Origin of the sequence: Arachidicoccus terrestris (assembly GCF_020042345.1) — a bacterium.
Taxonomy (GTDB): Bacteria; Bacteroidota; Bacteroidia; order Chitinophagales; family Chitinophagaceae; genus Arachidicoccus; species Arachidicoccus terrestris.
The window spans coordinates 878,830-897,405 of the sequence record NZ_CP083387.1 but is presented as its reverse complement, the minus strand read 5'-3'; the positions used below and the strand labels follow the sequence as shown (position 1 = coordinate 897,405).

The following is an 18,576-nucleotide window of genomic DNA, read 5'->3' as shown; positions in this document are numbered from 1 at the left end:
CAGCGGGTTTAACGATTCATCCCTATCTTTACTGTTGAAAGCAATATATAGTATGCAGCATTCCGCTTGTATTATTGGGGATATTACGGAACCTGGATTGCCGATCCGTCATCCGGCGCTTTTTCGATTTATGCATAGAAATCTACTTTCCGTTTTGCATTTGCTGGTTATCATCTTACTGCCCTGCCTGCTTTGGGGACAGGATTCAACAGGGGTATACCGGCTGCCCGGACCAGCAGCCGGTTTTGACATCAATTTACTGGATAAGATCAATCCGGATACCCCGCGCAGCGCGTTTGTCAGGCAGATCAGCAACTCAGCCTATTGGCTGCCTGCTGTCATTACCCTGGGCGAACTGGGATATGGCTTTATCGCTGATGACGGCCCGAGTAAACGCTATGGGGTTGAAACAGGTGTTACAGTGGGCATCGGACAATTAATGTCAATCGGACTAAAACACCTGTTTAAAAGGCCCAGACCCTATATGAGTTACCCGCAAAGAATTCATCCCATTAATTATGGTACCGGGCCGTCTTTTCCTTCCGGGCATACCACGCTTGCTTTTTCAACAGCCGCTTCCCTGGCGCTGACGCGCAAACAGTGGACTGTAACCCTGCCTATTAGTTTATGGGCCGGATCGGTAGGGTATTCCAGAATGTATCTGGGACGGCATTTTCCAACCGATGTACTCGGCGGCCTTGCTGTAGGTGTCGTGAGTGGGATCATCGGTCACTGGGTTACAGGTCGCCTGTATGGAGACTAATCCCGGGAGCAGAGTGGTAAGATGCCGGCTCCGCTGCTTTATCAATTGACAAATAAGCGGTAATTTTGTTATGCATACACTTTCCGGTATCTGGAAGTAATGCTTAAAATTCGTTACATGAATGCTTCAACAGGTTCTATCATTCAGGCCGCCGAACAGTATGTGCGGGCTTTTTTTGCCAGCCATCAGAAAGAAAAGCGTGCCTATCATAATTTGTCACATACGGAGGCAGTGGTAGCTGCAGTCCGGGAAATTGCCGGTCATTATCAAGTCAGCGACCAGGCATTTGAGATCGTTAGCGTAGCGGCCTGGTTCCATGACGTGGGCTATCATATTAATCCCGATGCCCATGAGAAGGCCGGCGCCAAAGCCGCCGCTGATTTTCTCGAAAAACAAGGTGTGGATCCACAGCTGACCAGCCAGGTGGAAGGTTGTATCCTGGCCACCCGGATGCCGCAAAATCCGAATGGGTTATTAGAAGCGATTGTCTGTGATGCGGATCTGTTTCATCTGGGCAAAGACCGCTTTAAGGAAATCAATAAACTGATGTGCCAGGAAAAGGCACTTTGTCTGGGTAAAGAGCTGTCCAAACAAGAGTGGCGGTTGGGCACGATCGCCTTTTTGGAAGCCCATCATTACCATACAGATTATTGTCAGATGCTATTAAACGATAAAAAAGCAGCGAATCTGGCTGCGCTCAAAAAAAAGGCTGCGGAGGCGGCTGCCAGGCAGCAGGCAACTGCCGTTACGGTTCCCCTGACGGGGCATCGAGAAGCAGGAGGTGGTGCGTCTCAAGGTACCGCGTTAATGCCTTCGGAAGCCTTGCCGCTTACGCCCGGTAAACAGGCAGATAAAGGAAATCAGAAAGGCCGCAAAGAAGAAAAGAAGGCGAAAAAAGAAAAGAAGGAGGATAAACCAGACAAAGGGATAGAGACCATGTTCAGGGTAACGGCCGGCAATAATCAAAAGTTGTCTAATATGGCAGACAATAAAGCGCATATCCTGATCTCTGTCAACTCCATTATTTTATCTGCTGTCATCAGTTTGCTGTTAAGAAAACTGGACGCTCATGAAGAACTGGCCATTCCTACTTTTGTATTGATTACCGTGAGCCTGGTGACCATTATTTTCTCTATTCTTTCAACGAGGCCTACCATTCCTAAGGGTACGTTTACCCAACAGGACATCGAGGAAAAGAAGACCAACCTGCTGTTTTTTGGTAACTTCTATAAAATGAACCTGCAACAGTATACAGAAGGCATGTGGAAGGTCATGGATGACCGGGATTTTCTATATGGGTCGCTTATTAAGGATGTATATGCACAGGGTGTGGTTTTGGGTAAAAAATACCGCTTGCTCAGAACCGCTTATAATGTGTTTATGTATGGGTTGATCTTTTCGGTAATCGCCTATATGATCGGTGTAATGGTGTCATTGTAACCAGAAATTTAAATGGAAGGCATAAATAATAACAGCTATTTTGACAGAGACCTTAGCTGGCTCTCTTTTAACGAACGCATTTTAATGGAGGCGGGCAGGGTCGGTGTGCCGGTAGGCGAGCGGCTGAGTTTTCTGGGCATATTCGCATCGAATCTGGATGAGTTCTACCGGGTGCGGATGCCTGCCATACTGGCGCTGAAAGCCTTGCCGGCAAATATAGCCACTGAGGGAGAAGTAACCCCGCCGGAAAATGAACTGCTCTGTCAGGTCAGGGAGACCATCGACCGGTTACAGACAAACTTTGGCGCATTAATGCTGCAGCAGATCCTGCCCGAACTGGCCGGCGCGGGTATCGACTTTCAATACAATGCTCTACTGCCCGCTCAGATCGATCCCCGCATTCAGGCATTTTTTTATGAGAAAGTAGCGGCTTATCTCAGGATGGTCTGGTTACCTGACCCGTCTTTACAGCAAGACGTTCCGCCGCTTAAAAGCTCAAAGAAACGCCCCGGATTCTTTCCGGAAAACGATACGATATATCTGGCCGTATTTGGGACCAGGGCCGGCGTTGAGGGCATGGGCATCATCCGCATCCCTTCCGTGGACTGCGGCCGCTTTTTAGCGCTTGAAAAAACAGATCATGATAAAGGACGCATGGATGTCTGGATGCTGGATGATATTATCCGTATGCATCTGCCCCGGCTCGCGGGCAGTGATGATTTGACCGTTGACAGTAGTTACAGTTTTAAGCTTACCCGGGACGCGGATATTGACTATAAAGATGAATATGGAAAGGATGTTGCCGGGTTTATACAAAAGCAGATCGGTAAACGCAGTTTTGGGCTGGCGACCCGGCTGCTCTATGACGCCAGTATGCCGCAGCCTTGTCTGGACAGATTACTGGCCGTCCTTCAATGCCCGGAGGCGACAATCGTAAAAGGGGGACGCTATCATAATTTAAGGGATTTAATGAAATTTCCTGTCAAAGGGTATCATTATAAAAAGTGGGCGCCCCAGCGTCCGGCGTTTGCCGGTTATCAAGTTGGAGAGCCGGCGGTTTCTTTATTGGAGCAGATCGATCAGAAAGATCTGCTGATCAGTACACCTTATCAGGATTATAATACGGTACTGCGCTATTTTAATGAGGCAGCGATCGCACCTGAGGTCACACATATCGCTGTGACCCTTTACAGGATCGCCAGCGACTCATTGATTGCGCATGCGCTGATGACTGCCGCCAAGAACAGGAAAAAGGTGACCGTATTCGTTGAACTGAAAGCACGCTTTGACGAGGCCAATAATATCAAGTGGGCCGCCATGATGAAAGCGGCCGGCGTGAAAATTGTCTATAGCATCTGGGCCTTAAAAGTTCATGCGAAGGTTGCCCTGGTGAAAAGAATGAAACGGGGCCGGGTACGATACAGCGGTATGGTCGCTACCGGTAATTTTAACGAGACCACGGCGGGATTATATGCAGATCATATATTAATGACTGCTGACAGGGAGATGACGGCAGATATGGAAACCCTCATGATCTTTTTGGAAAAGAGAGCACGCCCTGATCTTTACCGTTTTTTTCAACCCAGAAAGTTACTGATCGCCGGCTTTAATTTGCAACAGGTATTTTTAGATAGAATAAAGGCCTGCACAACCGCCGCAATAAACGGGCAGCCCGCCAGTATTACGCTAAAGCTGAATAATCTGGAAGAGGAAAAACTGATCGATGCCTTATATGACGCTTCCAGGGCTGGTGTAAAGATCCGGCTGATGGTGCGCAGTATATGCCGGCTCATCCCCGGAGTGCCGGGTATGAGTGAGCGCATTGAAGTGTTCCGTCTGGTGGACCGTTATCTGGAGCACAGCCGTGTCTTTATTTTTGAGACGGCTGATATGCGCGCCATGTATATCGGATCCGCCGACTGGATGAACCGCAATATATACAGGCGTATTGAAGTCTGCTGCCCGGTGGAGGACCCGGCGGCGGCTCAGGTCATCCGTCATATTGTTGAACTGCAGTTTGCCGATCAGCTACACCTGGTCCGGCTCACATCTGCGTTAAAAAATGAGTGGGTATTGCCGGCTGATGACGGCCGCCGGGCGGGCGCCTCCGCCGGCCGTGAGGCGCAGCGGGAAACCTATCAGTTTTTAGCGGAGACACGGGAAATAAAAAAACAGCCTACGGATGGTCTGAGTCCTGCCAGAGGTACGAAGGCTGATGCTCAGGAAAAATGATGAAACATCCCTCTTAAATAAAGAATCAATAAGAATGAAAATGCTATCCATTATATCAACACTATCGACATTAGGCAGCGCTTTTATTTTGACACTTGGCAGTTGTGGCCAGGGCGGCGGAACCTCCGGGACCCAGACAACTGACCGGGCCGGGCAGGCCGCTCAGCAGGAACAGATACCGATCGCCTATGATTTGCAGCATCCTACGGTATACACCATGCCGGATGAACTGCGCGAAGTTTCAGGTATCAGTTTTTATAAAGGAGACCCGGCAATGCTGTATGCTGAGCAGGATGAGAACGGAAGGCTTTACTGGTTAGAACCTGGCAGCGATAAAGCCCACTACTATGATTTTGGCAAAGACGGAGATTATGAAGACCTGGCCTTTGTGGGCAGTCAGGTGGTCTTTTTAAAATCCAACGGGCATCTTTATAGTTTTGATTTTAAGCCGGCTGCCGGCGCTGACGCCGCTCCTGTTACGGGAAAGCTGCAGGAGTGGAAAGGTTTGTTGCCAAAGGGGGAGTATGAAGGCTTATATGCGGATACGGGCCAAAATCAGCTATATGTGCTTTGCAAGGAATGCAAAAATGAAGATCATAAAAAAGCGGTCAGTGTTTATAAACTGAACAGTAATGGCCAGGGCTGGGCTTTATCCGGGTCTTCCACCGTGGACGTGACAAAGATCAGTGCGCTGTCAGCTAATGAGAAGGATAGCGGCAAGAAGAACAAGAAGATTGATTTTAAGCCTTCGGCGATCAGCTTAAATCCCCTCACACATCAGTGGTACCTTCTTTCTTCCGTCAATAAAATGCTGGTGGTGACGGACGCCGGCTTTCAGGTGCAGGCCGTTTATCCGTTGGATCATAAGCAGTTCCCTCAGCCTGAAGGCATGTGTTTTGACAGGGATAACAACTTATATATTTCCAATGAAGGCCCGGCAGGTGGGGAGGGTACAGTCCTTAAGTTTACTTATAAAGGCAATTAATCAGATAGCCGTTGAAGTGATCTGCCCTGGGGAGCAGGGGCTTTAAAAAACGGCCGGATGATAATCGGAATACTTACTATATGATGAAAAATTGTACATTACTTCAAAATATGTTTTCTGTGCACGCTGGTTGTAGCCCGGGTGTAATAAGACGTATTTTTTTTTACGGGATCATGGGGCTTTTGCCGCTGATTCCTGTATCAGGCGTCTGGGCACAATCAGGCGTCGGCGTCATTGCCAGCCGTGCTCCGGGTCAGGTCCGGGCCAGGGTCATCGCTATTGGGGGTAGCGGTGCTGACATGGGCGACGGCAGTTTTCAGGCCGTCATAAAAGCGGCGGCCCGGCAGGTGCTTCCAGGTAAAACGACGGTTCTTTATTTAGGGGATAATCTGCCCCCAAGCGGTTTTGGAGGGGATGACGGGGCGCTTCAAAAGGCGGCCGGAATTTTAAAAGCCAAGTATGGTCCTTTTAGACAGTTGGGCGTGCCGGTTTATTTTATCCCCGGAGAAAAGGACTGGGATAACAGCGGGCCCAACGGTTTGCAAAAAGTCAGCCGTGCAGCAAATTATATAACCGCATTGCATGATTCATTGGTCCGGCAGTTACCTGCCGGTGGTTGTCCGGACCCCGCGCTGATCAATATATCAGATAAACTGGTCGTTATCGTGATGGATTCTCAGTGGTGGCTGCATGGTTTTAAAAAGGAAAGCCAGGGAGCTGACTGCGACTGTAAAAACGAAAGGGATGTTACCGGTGCACTAAGAGAGTTATTATATCAAAACCGGTATAAAACCATCGTGCTGGCCACACATCACCCGTTTTCGGACTATGGATTTTATAACGGGCATTTTACGTGGAAAGATCACATGTTTCCCTTAACCCATATTCAGCGGGATCTTTATCTGCCCCTTCCGGGTATCGGCAGCCTGTACCCGGCGCTCAGCCGGGCCTTTCAGTCGCCTCAGCAGCTACACCATCCACTATACAAGCAAATGCGCCAGATGGTCGGTAAAGTATTTACCGATTTTCCAAACCTGATTTATCTCTCTGCCCATGAGCCGGGCTTACAGGTGATCAGGGATTCCGGTAAATCACTGTTGCAGGTCATCAGCGCCGGCCTGGGCGAGCCAAAGCAGGCAACCGCCGCTAAGGGCAGACATAGTCTTTTTGACAGTAAAGGACCGGGCTTTGTGGTACTAGATCAGATGTCTGATGGCAGTACCATGATTGAAGTAATGGCGGAAGTCAAATCGGACGGTTCACAGAATAGCCTGCAAAGGCAATATGACTATCATTTTCAACCGAAACCTTATCAAGTTGTAGAACAACGACAGCAGCGTCAGATCTCAGGGGACAGCGCTACCACCGCTGCGCATCCTGTCTACGCCGCTGTTTCGGGGATACACAAATGGCTGTTTGGAAAAAACTATCGGGCAGCCTGGGCGCTGCCGGTAAGATTACCCGTATTACGCGTTTCCGAACTACACGGAGGGCTACAGCCTTTAAAGCTGGGCGGCGGTTTTCAATCGACTTCGCTTCGGATGGCAGATAAAGCGGGTAACGAGTATACACTCAGAAGTGTGGAGAAAAGCGCTGATCTGATCACTCCCGAACCGTTTCAGGGTACCTTTTTAAAAGACTGGCTGGATGATGCGACCAGTGCGCAGCATCCTTACGGAGCGCTCGTTGTGCCGCCACTGGCTGAGGCTGTCGGCGTGTTGCATGCCAGTCCGGTGATCGGCGTGGTCGCGCCGGATACGGCGCTGGGCGCCTATGGCGACCTTTTTGAAGGGAAGGTAACGCTGCTGGAACAGAGGGAGCCTGCGGGAGAAACAGATAATACGTTCAAGACCCTGGACAAATTGCAGGAGGATAATGACAATGATTTTGACGCCTATGGTTTTTTACGAGCCCGGGGACTGGATTATTTGCTGGCAGACTGGGATCGTCATGAGGATCAATGGCGATTTCAGGAAAAGGGGGGAAAGGGCGAACCTAAATACTACCGGCCGGTACCCAGAGACAGAGACATGGCACTCAACGTAACGGAAGGGCTGATTCCCGGTATTGCGAAAAAGCTGGTTCTTATGCCAAGGGTATTCGGCTTCAGTTATAAAAATCCCATGCGCGGCAGTAACTATTATTTTTATAAATCCGATTTTCTGGATGCGCACCCCGGCTTCCAGATTGGTTTCACCGACTGGCATCAGACGGCAGTAAATGAACAGGCAAAATTAACGGATGATGTTTTGGAAACTGCCCTGCAGCAGATCCCGCACGAAGTGCTGGCACTGGGTCATGACCGGCTCTTGGCACAGTTAAAAGCCAGAAGGGATCATTTAACAGAGGCCATGGACAGGTACTACCGGCTCAGTAATAAGTATGTAGATATTCATGCGAGTGATAAAAATGAACTGATTGAAATAACAGATGTTCCTGACAGCGATGCACTGGATATTGTCATGCGTAAGATCAGTAAAAAAGGCAAGATACAGGATACCTTGATGCATAAAGTCTATCCCCGTAAAGCTACCCGGGAAATCAGATTGTATTTGGGTAAGGGAGATGACAGCGTATATATCAATAATGCTGCTTCCTCCGTTAAATTACGGTTGATCGGCGGTAAGGGTCATAAGTCCTATCATGTTGCCGCGGCCAACCGGCGCATCCCGGTCTATGATCATGATCATGAAAAATATACGGGCAAGGACAGCAGCCGGCTGAAAGTAGCTGTCAGCTCCGACAGCGCTCATACGGCTTTTGCGATCACCAACCGGTATAACACGGTACTGCCACTCATTACAGGTGGCTATAATGCAGATGATAAACTGATTCTTGGACTGGGCGCTAAGTTTATCCTACAGAATGGATTCAGGAAAGCACCCTATAGCTCGACCCATCAGATTATGGTTGGCCATTCCTTTTCCACCAAAGCCTATCGGATCGGCTATAGCGGACAGTGGAAATCTGTGATCGGACAGGCGGATCTGGTAACCGACGTAGACGTAAAGGCACCTAATAATACGCAAAACTATTTTGGCCGGGGAAATGAGACCTCCCTGCTTACATTTGAAGGCTATCAGCGCTATTACAGGACCCGGTTTACCACAGTAGATGTGGCGGCTGCCCTCAGATGGAACTTTCAGCGCTGTTCCCAGTTGCAGGTAGGGCCGGGTTACCAGTATTATCATATGGACCCCGGGGAGAATGATGGCCGGTTTATTGAAAACCGGGCACTGGTGGGCAGCTATGACAGCGCAACCCTGTTTGAAGATAAAATGCATCTGGGTGTCAAGGCTTTATATGAATTAGATCGCAGAGATAATGCTGTTTTGCCCGAGTGGGGTGTCTATGCCCGTGTACAGTTACAGGCATATAAAGGACTGAATGATTTATCCCGTACCTTTGCGCAGCTACTGCCGGAATTGACAGTATATAAGCCGATTGATAATCGCCATACCCTGATCCTGTCTGATCGCATCGGTGGCGGACTGAGTGTAGGGCACACGACTTTCTATCAATCTATTTTCCTGGGCGGCCAGGGTAATTTGTTAGGTTATCGCAAATACCGGTTTGCCGGTCAGCAGGCGCTCTACAATAATCTTTCCCTGAGGTGGGCGTTGATGGATTTCGGCAACTATATTCTGAAGGGAGAAATGGGCCTGAACGGTTTTTATGATATCGGCCGTGTATGGCAACAGGGCGAGGCGTCGGGTAAGTGGCATAACGGGTTCGGTGGCGGCATTTATTTTGCGCCTGCCGGGCTCACGGTTTTTAAATTCGTAATGGGGCATTCCAGCGAAGGCTGGTATCCCTATTTTTCAATGGGGTTGAGGTTCTGACAAGGGCGGTACCTAAGAGGAAACGCTATAGAAACCTGCACCCGCCTATCAATTAAAAAGTATTCGGGATGAAAGCCGAAATTATATATCTCAGTGATCAAAGAAGTGCCGCCGCAACACCGCAGGTCGTGTTGTCCCTGCATCGTTTCGCCCAGTTTTTAAGATCAAGGCTTGAAAAAGAAAAGGGCGTGAAATTGCGCTTCTTGGAACATATCCTGGAACAGATCGGACAGCATCCTGAACTGGAAGGGACCGTTCCGCTCGAAGACATCGTGAACTATAAGGATGTGCTGGAATACGTACATCTGGCACTGCTGCCGCCGGTAACGGATGAAAAAGAAAAGTTCTGGGCCCTTAGCCTGCCTTTGTCTCCGGTGATCTTTTACGGTACCCGGGCGATCTATCATTTTCTGACAGACAAACAGGGCTTTCTTAAAGGGAGTATTATCCATTCCATGAGCGAAGAGGAAAAAGTACGCCATATCCAGAGTATCTGTTATACAATGGCCCTGGACCGCCTATACGGGAAGGCGCTGCCTGTGAAGCTGGAGATATTTCAGTATCTGAGTGCTGGAGGAGACAATTTGCAGAGTGCCTATAAGGTCCAGTTTGATTCCCGGTTTATCGATGTCCGTTATTTAGGGGAGCGGCTGCCGGAGATTGATTTTTCTGCCATAGAGGTCCATGACAATCATATCACCCAGGAAGGTCTGGCTATCCTGCAGGAAAACCTGCCCATCGACTTGTTGTGTTTTCAGGGGTTCAGTATTGTCCAGGTCAGCGATGTGACGGCAAGAAAGGCGATCGAAAATATCAAGAACAGCATCGTCAATCTGAAACCAGGCGTTATGGTCTATGATGAGGTAAGCGATTCTATCAAATCCCTTATCGGCAGCTCTCAGGTCATTATCCGGTTACTGCCTATGCTTAGGGTAAACAACCGCCTCGTACTGGATGACTGCGGGGACATGGGCAGAAAACTGCGGGATATCTGTACAAAAAATAATGTGGGTGAAAAGGTGTATATGGACGCCGTAGAAAGGTTTTACAAACACCCGGAAATGATTTTAGATCAGGAGGTATCCTATGAAAGCGCTCCCGATGCATCTAAGGAAATGTACAGGATGTTGGAGAATATGGGCGTCAAAGGTCTGCTTGTACAACCTGTATATTTTAATAAACAGCTGGTCGGTATATTTGAGATATTCGCTAAGGAGCCCGGCATCATCGTTCCCGATCTGCTTTCTACGCTGGATCCTGTCATACCGTTACTGGAACAACTCTTTCAGGCCAACATTGATGATTTTGATGCCTCGCTGGACCGGATCGTAAAAGAACGCTTTACCTCTTTGCAGCCCTCCGTGCAATGGGCTTTTACAGAAGCTGCCTGGCAATACATGCAACAAAAGCGACTGGATAAAAAAGCGCAGATCGGGAGGATCCGCTTTGAGGATGTCTATCCGCTCTATGGTGCCATAGACGTCAGAAATTCTACCTTGCAACGCAATCTGGCGCTGGAACAGGATCTGCGCAAGCAGCTAAGCCTATTGGTGGAGTTGCTTCAGGCCTTGAAAAAAGTTCATTTTCTGACGATCATGGATGAGATGATCTTCAAGGCGAAGACCTTGATAAAAAAAATGGATGTTCAGTTCGGCACCGATGAACAGTATGAGATCACACAATTTCTGGAGTCAGAAATTGTTGCTTTTCTGCTCCATTACCATGAGTCATACAAAGGAGCCGGAGAATTGATCAATAAATATTATCTGGATGCCGGCCCCGGCGGATTTGCCTATAAGAACCGTGATGACCTGGAGCAGTCGTTAAGGCTGCTGAATGCCACGATCGGCAGTCTGCTGGACCGGATGAATGAAGAGATCCAGATGGAGTATCCCTGCTTTTTTGAGAAGTTCCGTTCTGACGGTATAGAATACGACATCTATATAGGTCAATCGATTACGCCAGAGAGATCCTTTGACCTGATGTATCTGAGGAACCTCAGGTTATGGCAGCTGACATCCATGGCCCTTGTTGCGAGGCTGACCAGGGCGTTGATTCCCCAGATGAAAAAAAGACTGGAAACAACACAACTGATCTTTATCCATGCTGCAACGATTGATATTGAATTTAGAAGTGATGAACATCGCTTTGATGTGGAAGGCGCTTATAATATCCGTTATGAAGTCATAAAAAAGAGAATCGATAAGGTGCGTATCAAAGATTCAGAAGAAAGGCTCACACAACCCGATAAGATCGCGCTGGTGTACTTTCAGCCGCGTGATGTGGAAGAATATCTGGGCTATATCCGGTATCTGCAGCAGCAAAATGTCCTGAACGATGATCTGGAATATCTGGAGCTGGAAGAGTTGCAGGGGGTGGCCGGACTTAAAGCATTAAGGATCGGGGTTAATATGGAGACCGCTGATATGGATGCATAATTCAGGAATGGCAAATCCAATGATCACTGATAAAGCATGGATTTTAGCTTTAAAAACGTTTATCATTCTTTTATCGCTGGTGTAAAATACTGTTTTCAAGACGCTGTTTACCGTTAAATTGGACACGGACAATAACCGGAACGGCAAGGGGTATGGGGGACGGGATATTTAAAGGAAGCCGAAGGGTGCGACTCGCAAAGGTCTGATTAAAATTGTTTCAACACTGAGAAGTATAAAATAGCCTGGTATTCTGTTACCAGTTTCCTTACACCGAATGCATCGACGGGTTCCCGAACCTAATACTTTATACAATTGGTCACTGTTTTTGTCAATTATGTGGTTTATGCGCAATTTAGTAAATTGAATTTTGCAGCTGACTATTTAATACTCTTCGGGGATGACCATGCTGAGTGGAATGTGCGTTCATCAGGATGATGATGTAAACCGGATAAGCGATAGACTAGCCTGGTAATGGAGTTACTTTTTTCGGATCCGGCGGAATGCTGTACAAATTACTCTTGCCAATACCGACCCCAAGGACTTTATTACTGACGCTGCGAACTGTGTGAAGTTGGTGTTAGCTTAGAAGAAAGTAACCACTCTAGCGTCTGCCTAACTGGACACCTGTCCAACTCCAGGTATGCCTTGGCGCGAATGTTAATGCAATGTTATTGAAGTGAGTTTCAAGGAGTTATTTGATATTTTTTATAACTTTGATTTAGTAACTGATTGTAAGACCAGAACATGTGCGCTAGACTTGCGGGATTTAAATTTTAACTTTAAATCGAAACTATGATTACAAATAAATTAAAAACAATGGCCATTTTGATGGGGATTGGAACGCCTATAATTGGGACCTTCCATACCTTTATCAACATTTTCAATTACACGAAGTGCAATGAGCTCGGAAGGAAATCAATATCGTTTTGATGAACATAATAATCAAAACTATCCGGTAAGTACTAGCCTTATATTTAAAGTCCATTGAGGTAGCACAACTAAACTATAACAACTGGCTCCACGGCAGAACTTAGGCTGTATAAATATTGGAACAAGAACTTTCTTTTTCCAAAAGAACAATTTGAAATAATTCTGTAGTACAAAGTAATCGAACCGGTTATGAATTCACTCAGGCAATAGCAAGTTCGTATTCAATTTGTTGGATAAAGATAACTTTATCTCCAAATGGCTCAGCTTACACAGTTGTATATTGTAAGAATGTTACTGTTCAAATTTATCCTTGTGAGCATCCAGATCATGGAGGAACTAGTACAAACGAGGCTGCGTGGAAGGTCTTTCTTAAACTTCAGTTTCGCAGATCAAAGAGATTTGACTAGGTTTTCCCTTCACCCTCGTGAAAAATTAGGAAGATGGGGAATAATTCAATTATCATTTTTTACGCTTACGAATTACTCGCCTGGACAGAAAGTCATACAGAATTGCATATTTTCTAAAAATGATTAAAAATTTATTCTTATTCAAGTCGTTTGAATAATCCATCAATATGCAACGCTTTGTGTTTTTTTATTATTCGGCCGAGAGTAGCTAAGGTTCTGGATCTTTTCTTTCCGCAAAAAGAAGATTCCAATAGATCACTTGATTATTTAATAATTGCAGAAAGTATTTTAAAAAGAAAAGTTATGATTAGAGTCTTTTACATGCTTATTCTATATGTTATAGTTATCAACATGGCGGTGGGGCAGGTAAATACAATAAGAATAGATCCTGAAAATGCAAAAGGCGCAGGAGTCTCTCAGTTATTTGATTCTGTTGAATACATTCCGCTGGAGAACTCACCCGAAAGTGAATTCGGGAGGGTCGATAAATTATTCGTGACCTCAGATTTTTTTTATATTTTAGACCATAGTACGGACGCTATATATCTTTTTAAAAAAAACGGGCAGTTTTTTAATAAAGTCGAATTGGTGCACTGGATTAAAACACCAAATAGACAAGAGTTGGGCATAAGGGATTTTATGGTCAATGAGTTAACAGGTAATTTAATTGTTTCTCATTGGCAAAAACAGGGAAATTTGTATTTTTTTAGTCCGAAAGGCGTTCTGCTAAAAGTGCTCAAGCACAATTCCTGGCTTTCATATGGCAATATTGACGATTCTCATTACCTGGTCGAAAGTATGGATGATATAAAGGATACCATAAATAATATATTTGGTTCTTGTATTGTTACAGATAGCAGTTTCACATTAAAGAAGGGTTTTTTAAAAGAGCTGCATTCAGATTTCAATATTACTGCGGGAAGTAATTTAATGCATGCATCAAATTCGAAGAGTGCGATTTATACACGTTCATTTGACTATAACGCGTATGTATTTGGAGCCGAAGGATTAAAAGAAACAATAAAGTTTATTTTTCCCTATAGTTATAGTCTTCCTTCAGATTTTTTGGATTCTGTTTATAGCCATAAGCGGGCAGATTATTTAAGTCAGAACCGTAACGTTATCTATAGCATTTCCGATATCTATAGAGTGCAGAATCTACTTTTGTTTGATGTCAACAGGCGAAATCCTTCCCGTTTACATGTGCCTCTTTTATATGATCTGCGGACAAAAGTTTGTTATGATTTGGGCAAAATTTCTCCTGATAGTTCAAATAACTTTTTGCCTTTCCTTGGAGATCAGACCATACGTGTTTTAGCGGCAGATACAAGTTCTTTCTATCTGTCTGTTCCGTCTTACAAGCTGTTTAAATCTTTCAATGACAATAAAAAAAGAAGTAATAATTATTCTCAACGCATGTTAAAGTACTTTGCTTCTCAGACTTCCAGAAGTAATCCGGTCATAGTGCGCATAATCCCAAAAAGAAATTAGAGCCCTACTAAATGTTTAGAAAAGGAATTTTACTGATTTTTATATTGAGCATTCATTTTTTATCTAATGGGCAAACAGCGGATACTTCTGCCAGTGCGGGCGAGATTAGTGGAGTCGTTAAGGATTCTGTTCGAAATTATGTGCTTCAGTCTGCTACAATATCTATTTATAGGTACGATGGTAAAAAGCTATTGGCATACCAGTTAACTAATAATTTCGGTGAGTTTGCATTTACCGGGCTGCCACTCGCAGCGGAATTACTGCTCAAAATCGACTTTGTCGGCTATAAGTCCTTCAGTGAAAAATTTATTATACCATCTAAAGTAAAAAAGGTTGTATTTGGCAATATTAGCATGGAGAAGGGCGATGACAGCCTGGAGGCGGTAACTGTAACTGCCATACCACCTGTAGTCATGAACGGGGATACTTTGGAGTTTAATGCAGATGCGTTCACTCTGGATCCCAATGCAGTTGCCGAAGATCTGTTGAAAAGATTGCCGGGTGTTATGATTTGGGGTGACGGGGTTATTACAGTGAACGGCAGGCCGGTAAAAACTGTTTTGGTAGATGGAAAAAAGTTTTTCAGTTCAAATAGTAAAATCGCCACACAGAATATACCTAAAGAGGCAATTGATAAGGTGCAGGTCTATCAGCAAAATAAGGATAAAAATAATCCGCTGGACTCAACCACTGCCATAAATATTAAACTGAAGGCAGATAGTCATTCTGGTTTTTTTGGAAAAGCCTCTGCAGGAGGAGGAACCAGGCAGCATTATGAATTGGACGGAAGTATTAACAGGTTTTCCCCCTTTACAAAAGTTGCTCTTGTCACCGCAAATAATAATACAAACAAGACAGCGGCGAGCGTAGATGATCTTCTGTTGGCCAATGTTTTTAAAGGATTAAGTGCTGATATTACATATCAGCCGGACTTCAGCATGCCGGGAATGAACACTTCTCGTATGGCAGGAGGAACATTTCTGCACGATTTTCATCCGGTTAACCATGTCAGCAGTGAGGAAAATTTAAGTGGGAAGTATCTGTTTAATAGTAATGCGAATAAGCTGTCTACACATGTTGAGACAAAGAGCACCATTGGGGATGATAGTGTACTTAATCAGAGAATCTCGAATGTCGGCCGTTATAGTGGGGTCACTCATAAACTGAATGCAGAATATAATTTAAACCGGCCATACTCATCACTGAATATGTTTTTGTCCGGATCTATAGGAAGTACAAATGGTAACAATCAGTCAATGCAGAGCAGTGAAATTGGTTCGGAAGGCGTTCAAAGTAGTGACTCAAGTGCTGATTCAAAAGAAGGAAAGAATCAAAAAGTTGATTTTGGGCTAAGTTTTAATAAAAGTAAAAAAAATACCTCAAGCCGGTTACCTGGAAGTTTATCCGTATATTATAAGTTTTCACATGAAAATGACCACAATATAGGTGATTTTTCTTCGTCATTTACATCAGTAATCAATCCGGATCAAAGCCGCTACCTTGACCGGAGATACGATCGTCGATCTGTCCTCAGTCAGCATCACCTAACTGCGGAATTTGGGAACTTTTCAAATTGGATTTTTGGTGTTGGAAATTTTTTATCTACAATTGATATTACCTTGGTAAATGATCTGTATCTGACTGGTCAGCATCATGCAGATTCTATAAACGATTTTAATTTTGATGCTGGTTTATATAAATACAATGCTTATCTGTCGAACACAACAGATTATCTCCATATTAAAGAGACTCCTTCAATTAGATTTTCCAGGATATTTTCAAAAAGCCTGGCCGATAGATATGATAAAACGCTTTCATTCGTCACCGGGGCGGGGCTGCAATTCAGTAGCCAAAACAATCAATCAAGTCATTCGTTCCAAGATTTCCATAGAAATTATAGTTTTTTTGTTCCCTCTTTTACTGCAAAGTATATCAACAACGAGTTTGGCTTGTTTAAGGATACCTATATTTTGGATTATCAGGTTGATATGAAGTACGTATCTCCTGATCTTTTATATCCACTTGTTGACAGCAGTAATTTGTATTTAATTCAGGCCGGTAACCCGAGATTGAAGCCGGCGAAAATGCATCAGTTGTTATTTACATATAATCACGAAACCCACAAAACAAGAAATCCTTTAAATTATAGTGCATCAGTGCGGGCAGGATGGTATTCCAATAGCTTGACAGACAGTAGCATTGTGGATGAAAATGGCGGGTTTCTCAATTATATGATAAACATGAATGGACGGCGGTTTTTGAACGCCGAGATTAATTTTAAAAAGGCGATTAAGATAAATTCTAATCATTCATTGCAGGCAATTGGGTCTTCCCAATTTGGAATAAATAGAATTCCAAGCTATCTGCGCAGTTCAGGTAATCCAACTAGTAAATACAATATTTCGCAGACTAATACGAACTCAAATAGCTTAGCGCTGTTTTACCTTTATAAAGATTTACTTGTTGTTAATTTAAAAGAAGAGTTGTCTTTCTATAGGTCCGTTCAGCGAGGAATTTCTGATCAGATTTTTAGAAATTCAAGTTTGAAGTCGATATTTAGCTTTGGCCTGAATTGTACAAAGCGTTTGAAGATAAATAGCAATATCACTTTAAACAACTATAGTTCCTCACAATCTGTTTCTTCAAGCTTCTCTGTCTGGAATGCAGCCGTAACTTATCGTTTTTTAAAGAAAGACAATTTGGAGTTCAAGTTTTCTGCACTTGATCTACTTCATCAAAATAAGAGCATAGTTGTTTCTGGAAACAACTATAGACTTACTAGGAGCGAGACGAATGTATTACAACAATATTTTTTATTCACAATTTCATATTTTCCGCGAAAATTTGGACAGAGATAAAGCAGTCTTATGAGAAAGAATTTGGACCGCGTTCGTTGTCTTTTTGAATTTGTCTGGCAGATGATGATGATCCGTAGATGCTTCTGTTAAGCAAGTCTTTCTATGGGGAAATTGTGATTTTGGATATTTAATCGCAATATTTGACGCAACTAATGATTTTCAAAACTCTCCATAGAGACACGATTTGGTTTGAGGTGCCTGGAATGTCTCCTGTTTTAAAATGAAATAGTTAAGAGAGTCACAACCATGCTGGCTATGGATGACCGACCGGTTAAGTCAAATGTTTTCATAATTCAGATACTGAAATACTTTCCGGAATATTTTATTTTTTACGTGGCGGGACCGATAATTTAACGGGCACCCCTCTTTCGGTAATTGCGGCTGGATAACTCACATGCATCTTTAGTTAAGGTAAATCCAGAATATTCCGACTCACACTGGACGGCAGTGGATTGAAAAGTCTTTTCTACTTGTCAGGATCGCACAAATTAACAACTGACTTATAGCCACCGGTTGAAATTAGCCGTACCTTTATAAGGTTAAACGTGTTTTTGACCAGAAAATTGAATTAGATATCGTGCATACCATCGAACCATTTTTTAACTGGCGGTATCTCTACGAATCAGAAGAGGATGAGCGTTCTCCGTTTTACGGCAGGACCTACAGCGAGTTTGAGTTTTCCAATGCAGTTTACAACTATTATATTCATCCGCAGTGGGATAACTTTGGCAGTTCTACCTTGTTTTGCAAGATTCTTTATGCTGATTATGAAATGCAGTTCTGTGTGATAGAACTGATAGGAGAGTGGAATGATGCCATAGAAAATGATGTCATGACCCTTCGGTATAATCTGACGGATTTTCTCTTTGATCAGGGGATCACCCATTTTATACTGATCGGCGAAAATGTCCTGAATTTTCATGGCAGTGATGCCGAGTATTACCAGCAGTGGTATGAAGAGATCAGTGAGGCGGACGGCTGGGTCGTATTGCTTAATTTGCCACAGGCTTCCAGGGATGAGTTTAAAAAATATAAGCTTCAATATTATGTGGAGCTGATGCAAATGGAAGACTGGCGGGTATATAAACCCCATCATCTGTTTCAGAAAATCGATCAGATGATTACTTCAAGACTGGATTAACCGGCAGTGGCACGATGCGTTCTGTTGTGGATGACAGAAGAGCCGCCGC

The 18,576-nt window shown here is 44.5% G+C and carries 9 protein-coding genes; all 9 read left to right on the top strand.

Features of this window, described 5'->3' with window-relative positions:
• Positions 1-52: 52 nt before the first annotated feature.
• The 9 genes from K9M52_RS03505 to K9M52_RS03465 all read left to right on the top strand — a co-directional run bounded on the left by K9M52_RS03505 (position 53) and on the right by K9M52_RS03465 (position 18,527).
• Entirely contained in the window at positions 53-763 is a 711-nt protein-coding gene (locus K9M52_RS03505; RefSeq protein ID WP_224070682.1) for a phosphatase PAP2 family protein, read from the top strand.
• Between the two features lie 117 nt (positions 764-880).
• Complete coding sequence (locus K9M52_RS03500) at positions 881-2,203, top strand: Pycsar system effector family protein (protein WP_224070681.1); 1,323 nt, start codon at positions 881-883, stop codon at positions 2,201-2,203.
• A 12-nt stretch (positions 2,204-2,215) separates the two neighbouring features.
• Positions 2,216-4,435, top strand: coding sequence for a polyphosphate kinase 1 (ppk1, locus tag K9M52_RS03495; protein WP_224070680.1), 2,220 nt, complete (start codon positions 2,216-2,218; stop codon positions 4,433-4,435).
• Positions 4,436-4,469: 34 nt separating this feature from the next.
• The gene (locus K9M52_RS03490) at positions 4,470-5,420 is read left to right on the top strand and encodes an SdiA-regulated domain-containing protein (RefSeq protein ID WP_224070679.1); all 951 of its coding nucleotides are present in this window, start codon (positions 4,470-4,472) and stop codon (positions 5,418-5,420) included.
• Between the two features lie 80 nt (positions 5,421-5,500).
• Positions 5,501-9,262 carry a BamA/TamA family outer membrane protein gene (locus tag K9M52_RS03485; protein ID WP_224070678.1) on the top strand — a complete coding sequence of 1,254 codons (3,762 nt, stop codon included), beginning with the start codon at positions 5,501-5,503 and terminating at the stop codon, positions 9,260-9,262.
• 68 nt (positions 9,263-9,330) lie between these two features.
• Positions 9,331-11,700, top strand: a complete 2,370-nt coding sequence (locus K9M52_RS03480; RefSeq protein ID WP_224070677.1) for a hypothetical protein — start codon at positions 9,331-9,333, stop codon at positions 11,698-11,700.
• A 1,487-nt stretch (positions 11,701-13,187) separates the two neighbouring features.
• Positions 13,188-14,528 carry a 6-bladed beta-propeller gene (locus K9M52_RS03475; RefSeq protein WP_224070676.1) on the top strand — a complete coding sequence of 447 codons (1,341 nt, stop codon included), beginning with the start codon at positions 13,188-13,190 and terminating at the stop codon, positions 14,526-14,528.
• 11 nt (positions 14,529-14,539) lie between these two features.
• Positions 14,540-17,386: a peptidase associated domain and porin domain-containing protein gene (locus K9M52_RS03470; protein ID WP_224070675.1), complete on the top strand. Its 2,847-nt coding sequence runs from the start codon at positions 14,540-14,542 to the stop codon at positions 17,384-17,386.
• 577 nt (positions 17,387-17,963) lie between these two features.
• Complete coding sequence (locus K9M52_RS03465; protein WP_224070674.1) at positions 17,964-18,527, top strand: hypothetical protein; 564 nt, start codon at positions 17,964-17,966, stop codon at positions 18,525-18,527.
• Positions 18,528-18,576: the final 49 nt, after the last annotated feature.

Excerpts from the sequence above, each read along its gene's own strand:
- K9M52_RS03505 (WP_224070682.1), top strand. The coding sequence starts at position 53 with ATGCAGCATTCCGCTTGTATTATTGGGGATATTACGGAACCTGGATTG.
- K9M52_RS03500 (WP_224070681.1), top strand. The coding sequence starts at position 881 with ATGAATGCTTCAACAGGTTCTATCATTCAGGCCGCCGAACAGTATGTG.
- ppk1 (WP_224070680.1), top strand. The coding sequence starts at position 2,216 with ATGGAAGGCATAAATAATAACAGCTATTTTGACAGAGACCTTAGCTGG.
- K9M52_RS03490 (WP_224070679.1), top strand. The coding sequence starts at position 4,470 with ATGAAAATGCTATCCATTATATCAACACTATCGACATTAGGCAGCGCT.
- K9M52_RS03485 (WP_224070678.1), top strand. The coding sequence starts at position 5,501 with ATGATGAAAAATTGTACATTACTTCAAAATATGTTTTCTGTGCACGCT.
- K9M52_RS03480 (WP_224070677.1), top strand. The coding sequence starts at position 9,331 with ATGAAAGCCGAAATTATATATCTCAGTGATCAAAGAAGTGCCGCCGCA.
- K9M52_RS03470 (WP_224070675.1), top strand. The coding sequence starts at position 14,540 with ATGTTTAGAAAAGGAATTTTACTGATTTTTATATTGAGCATTCATTTT.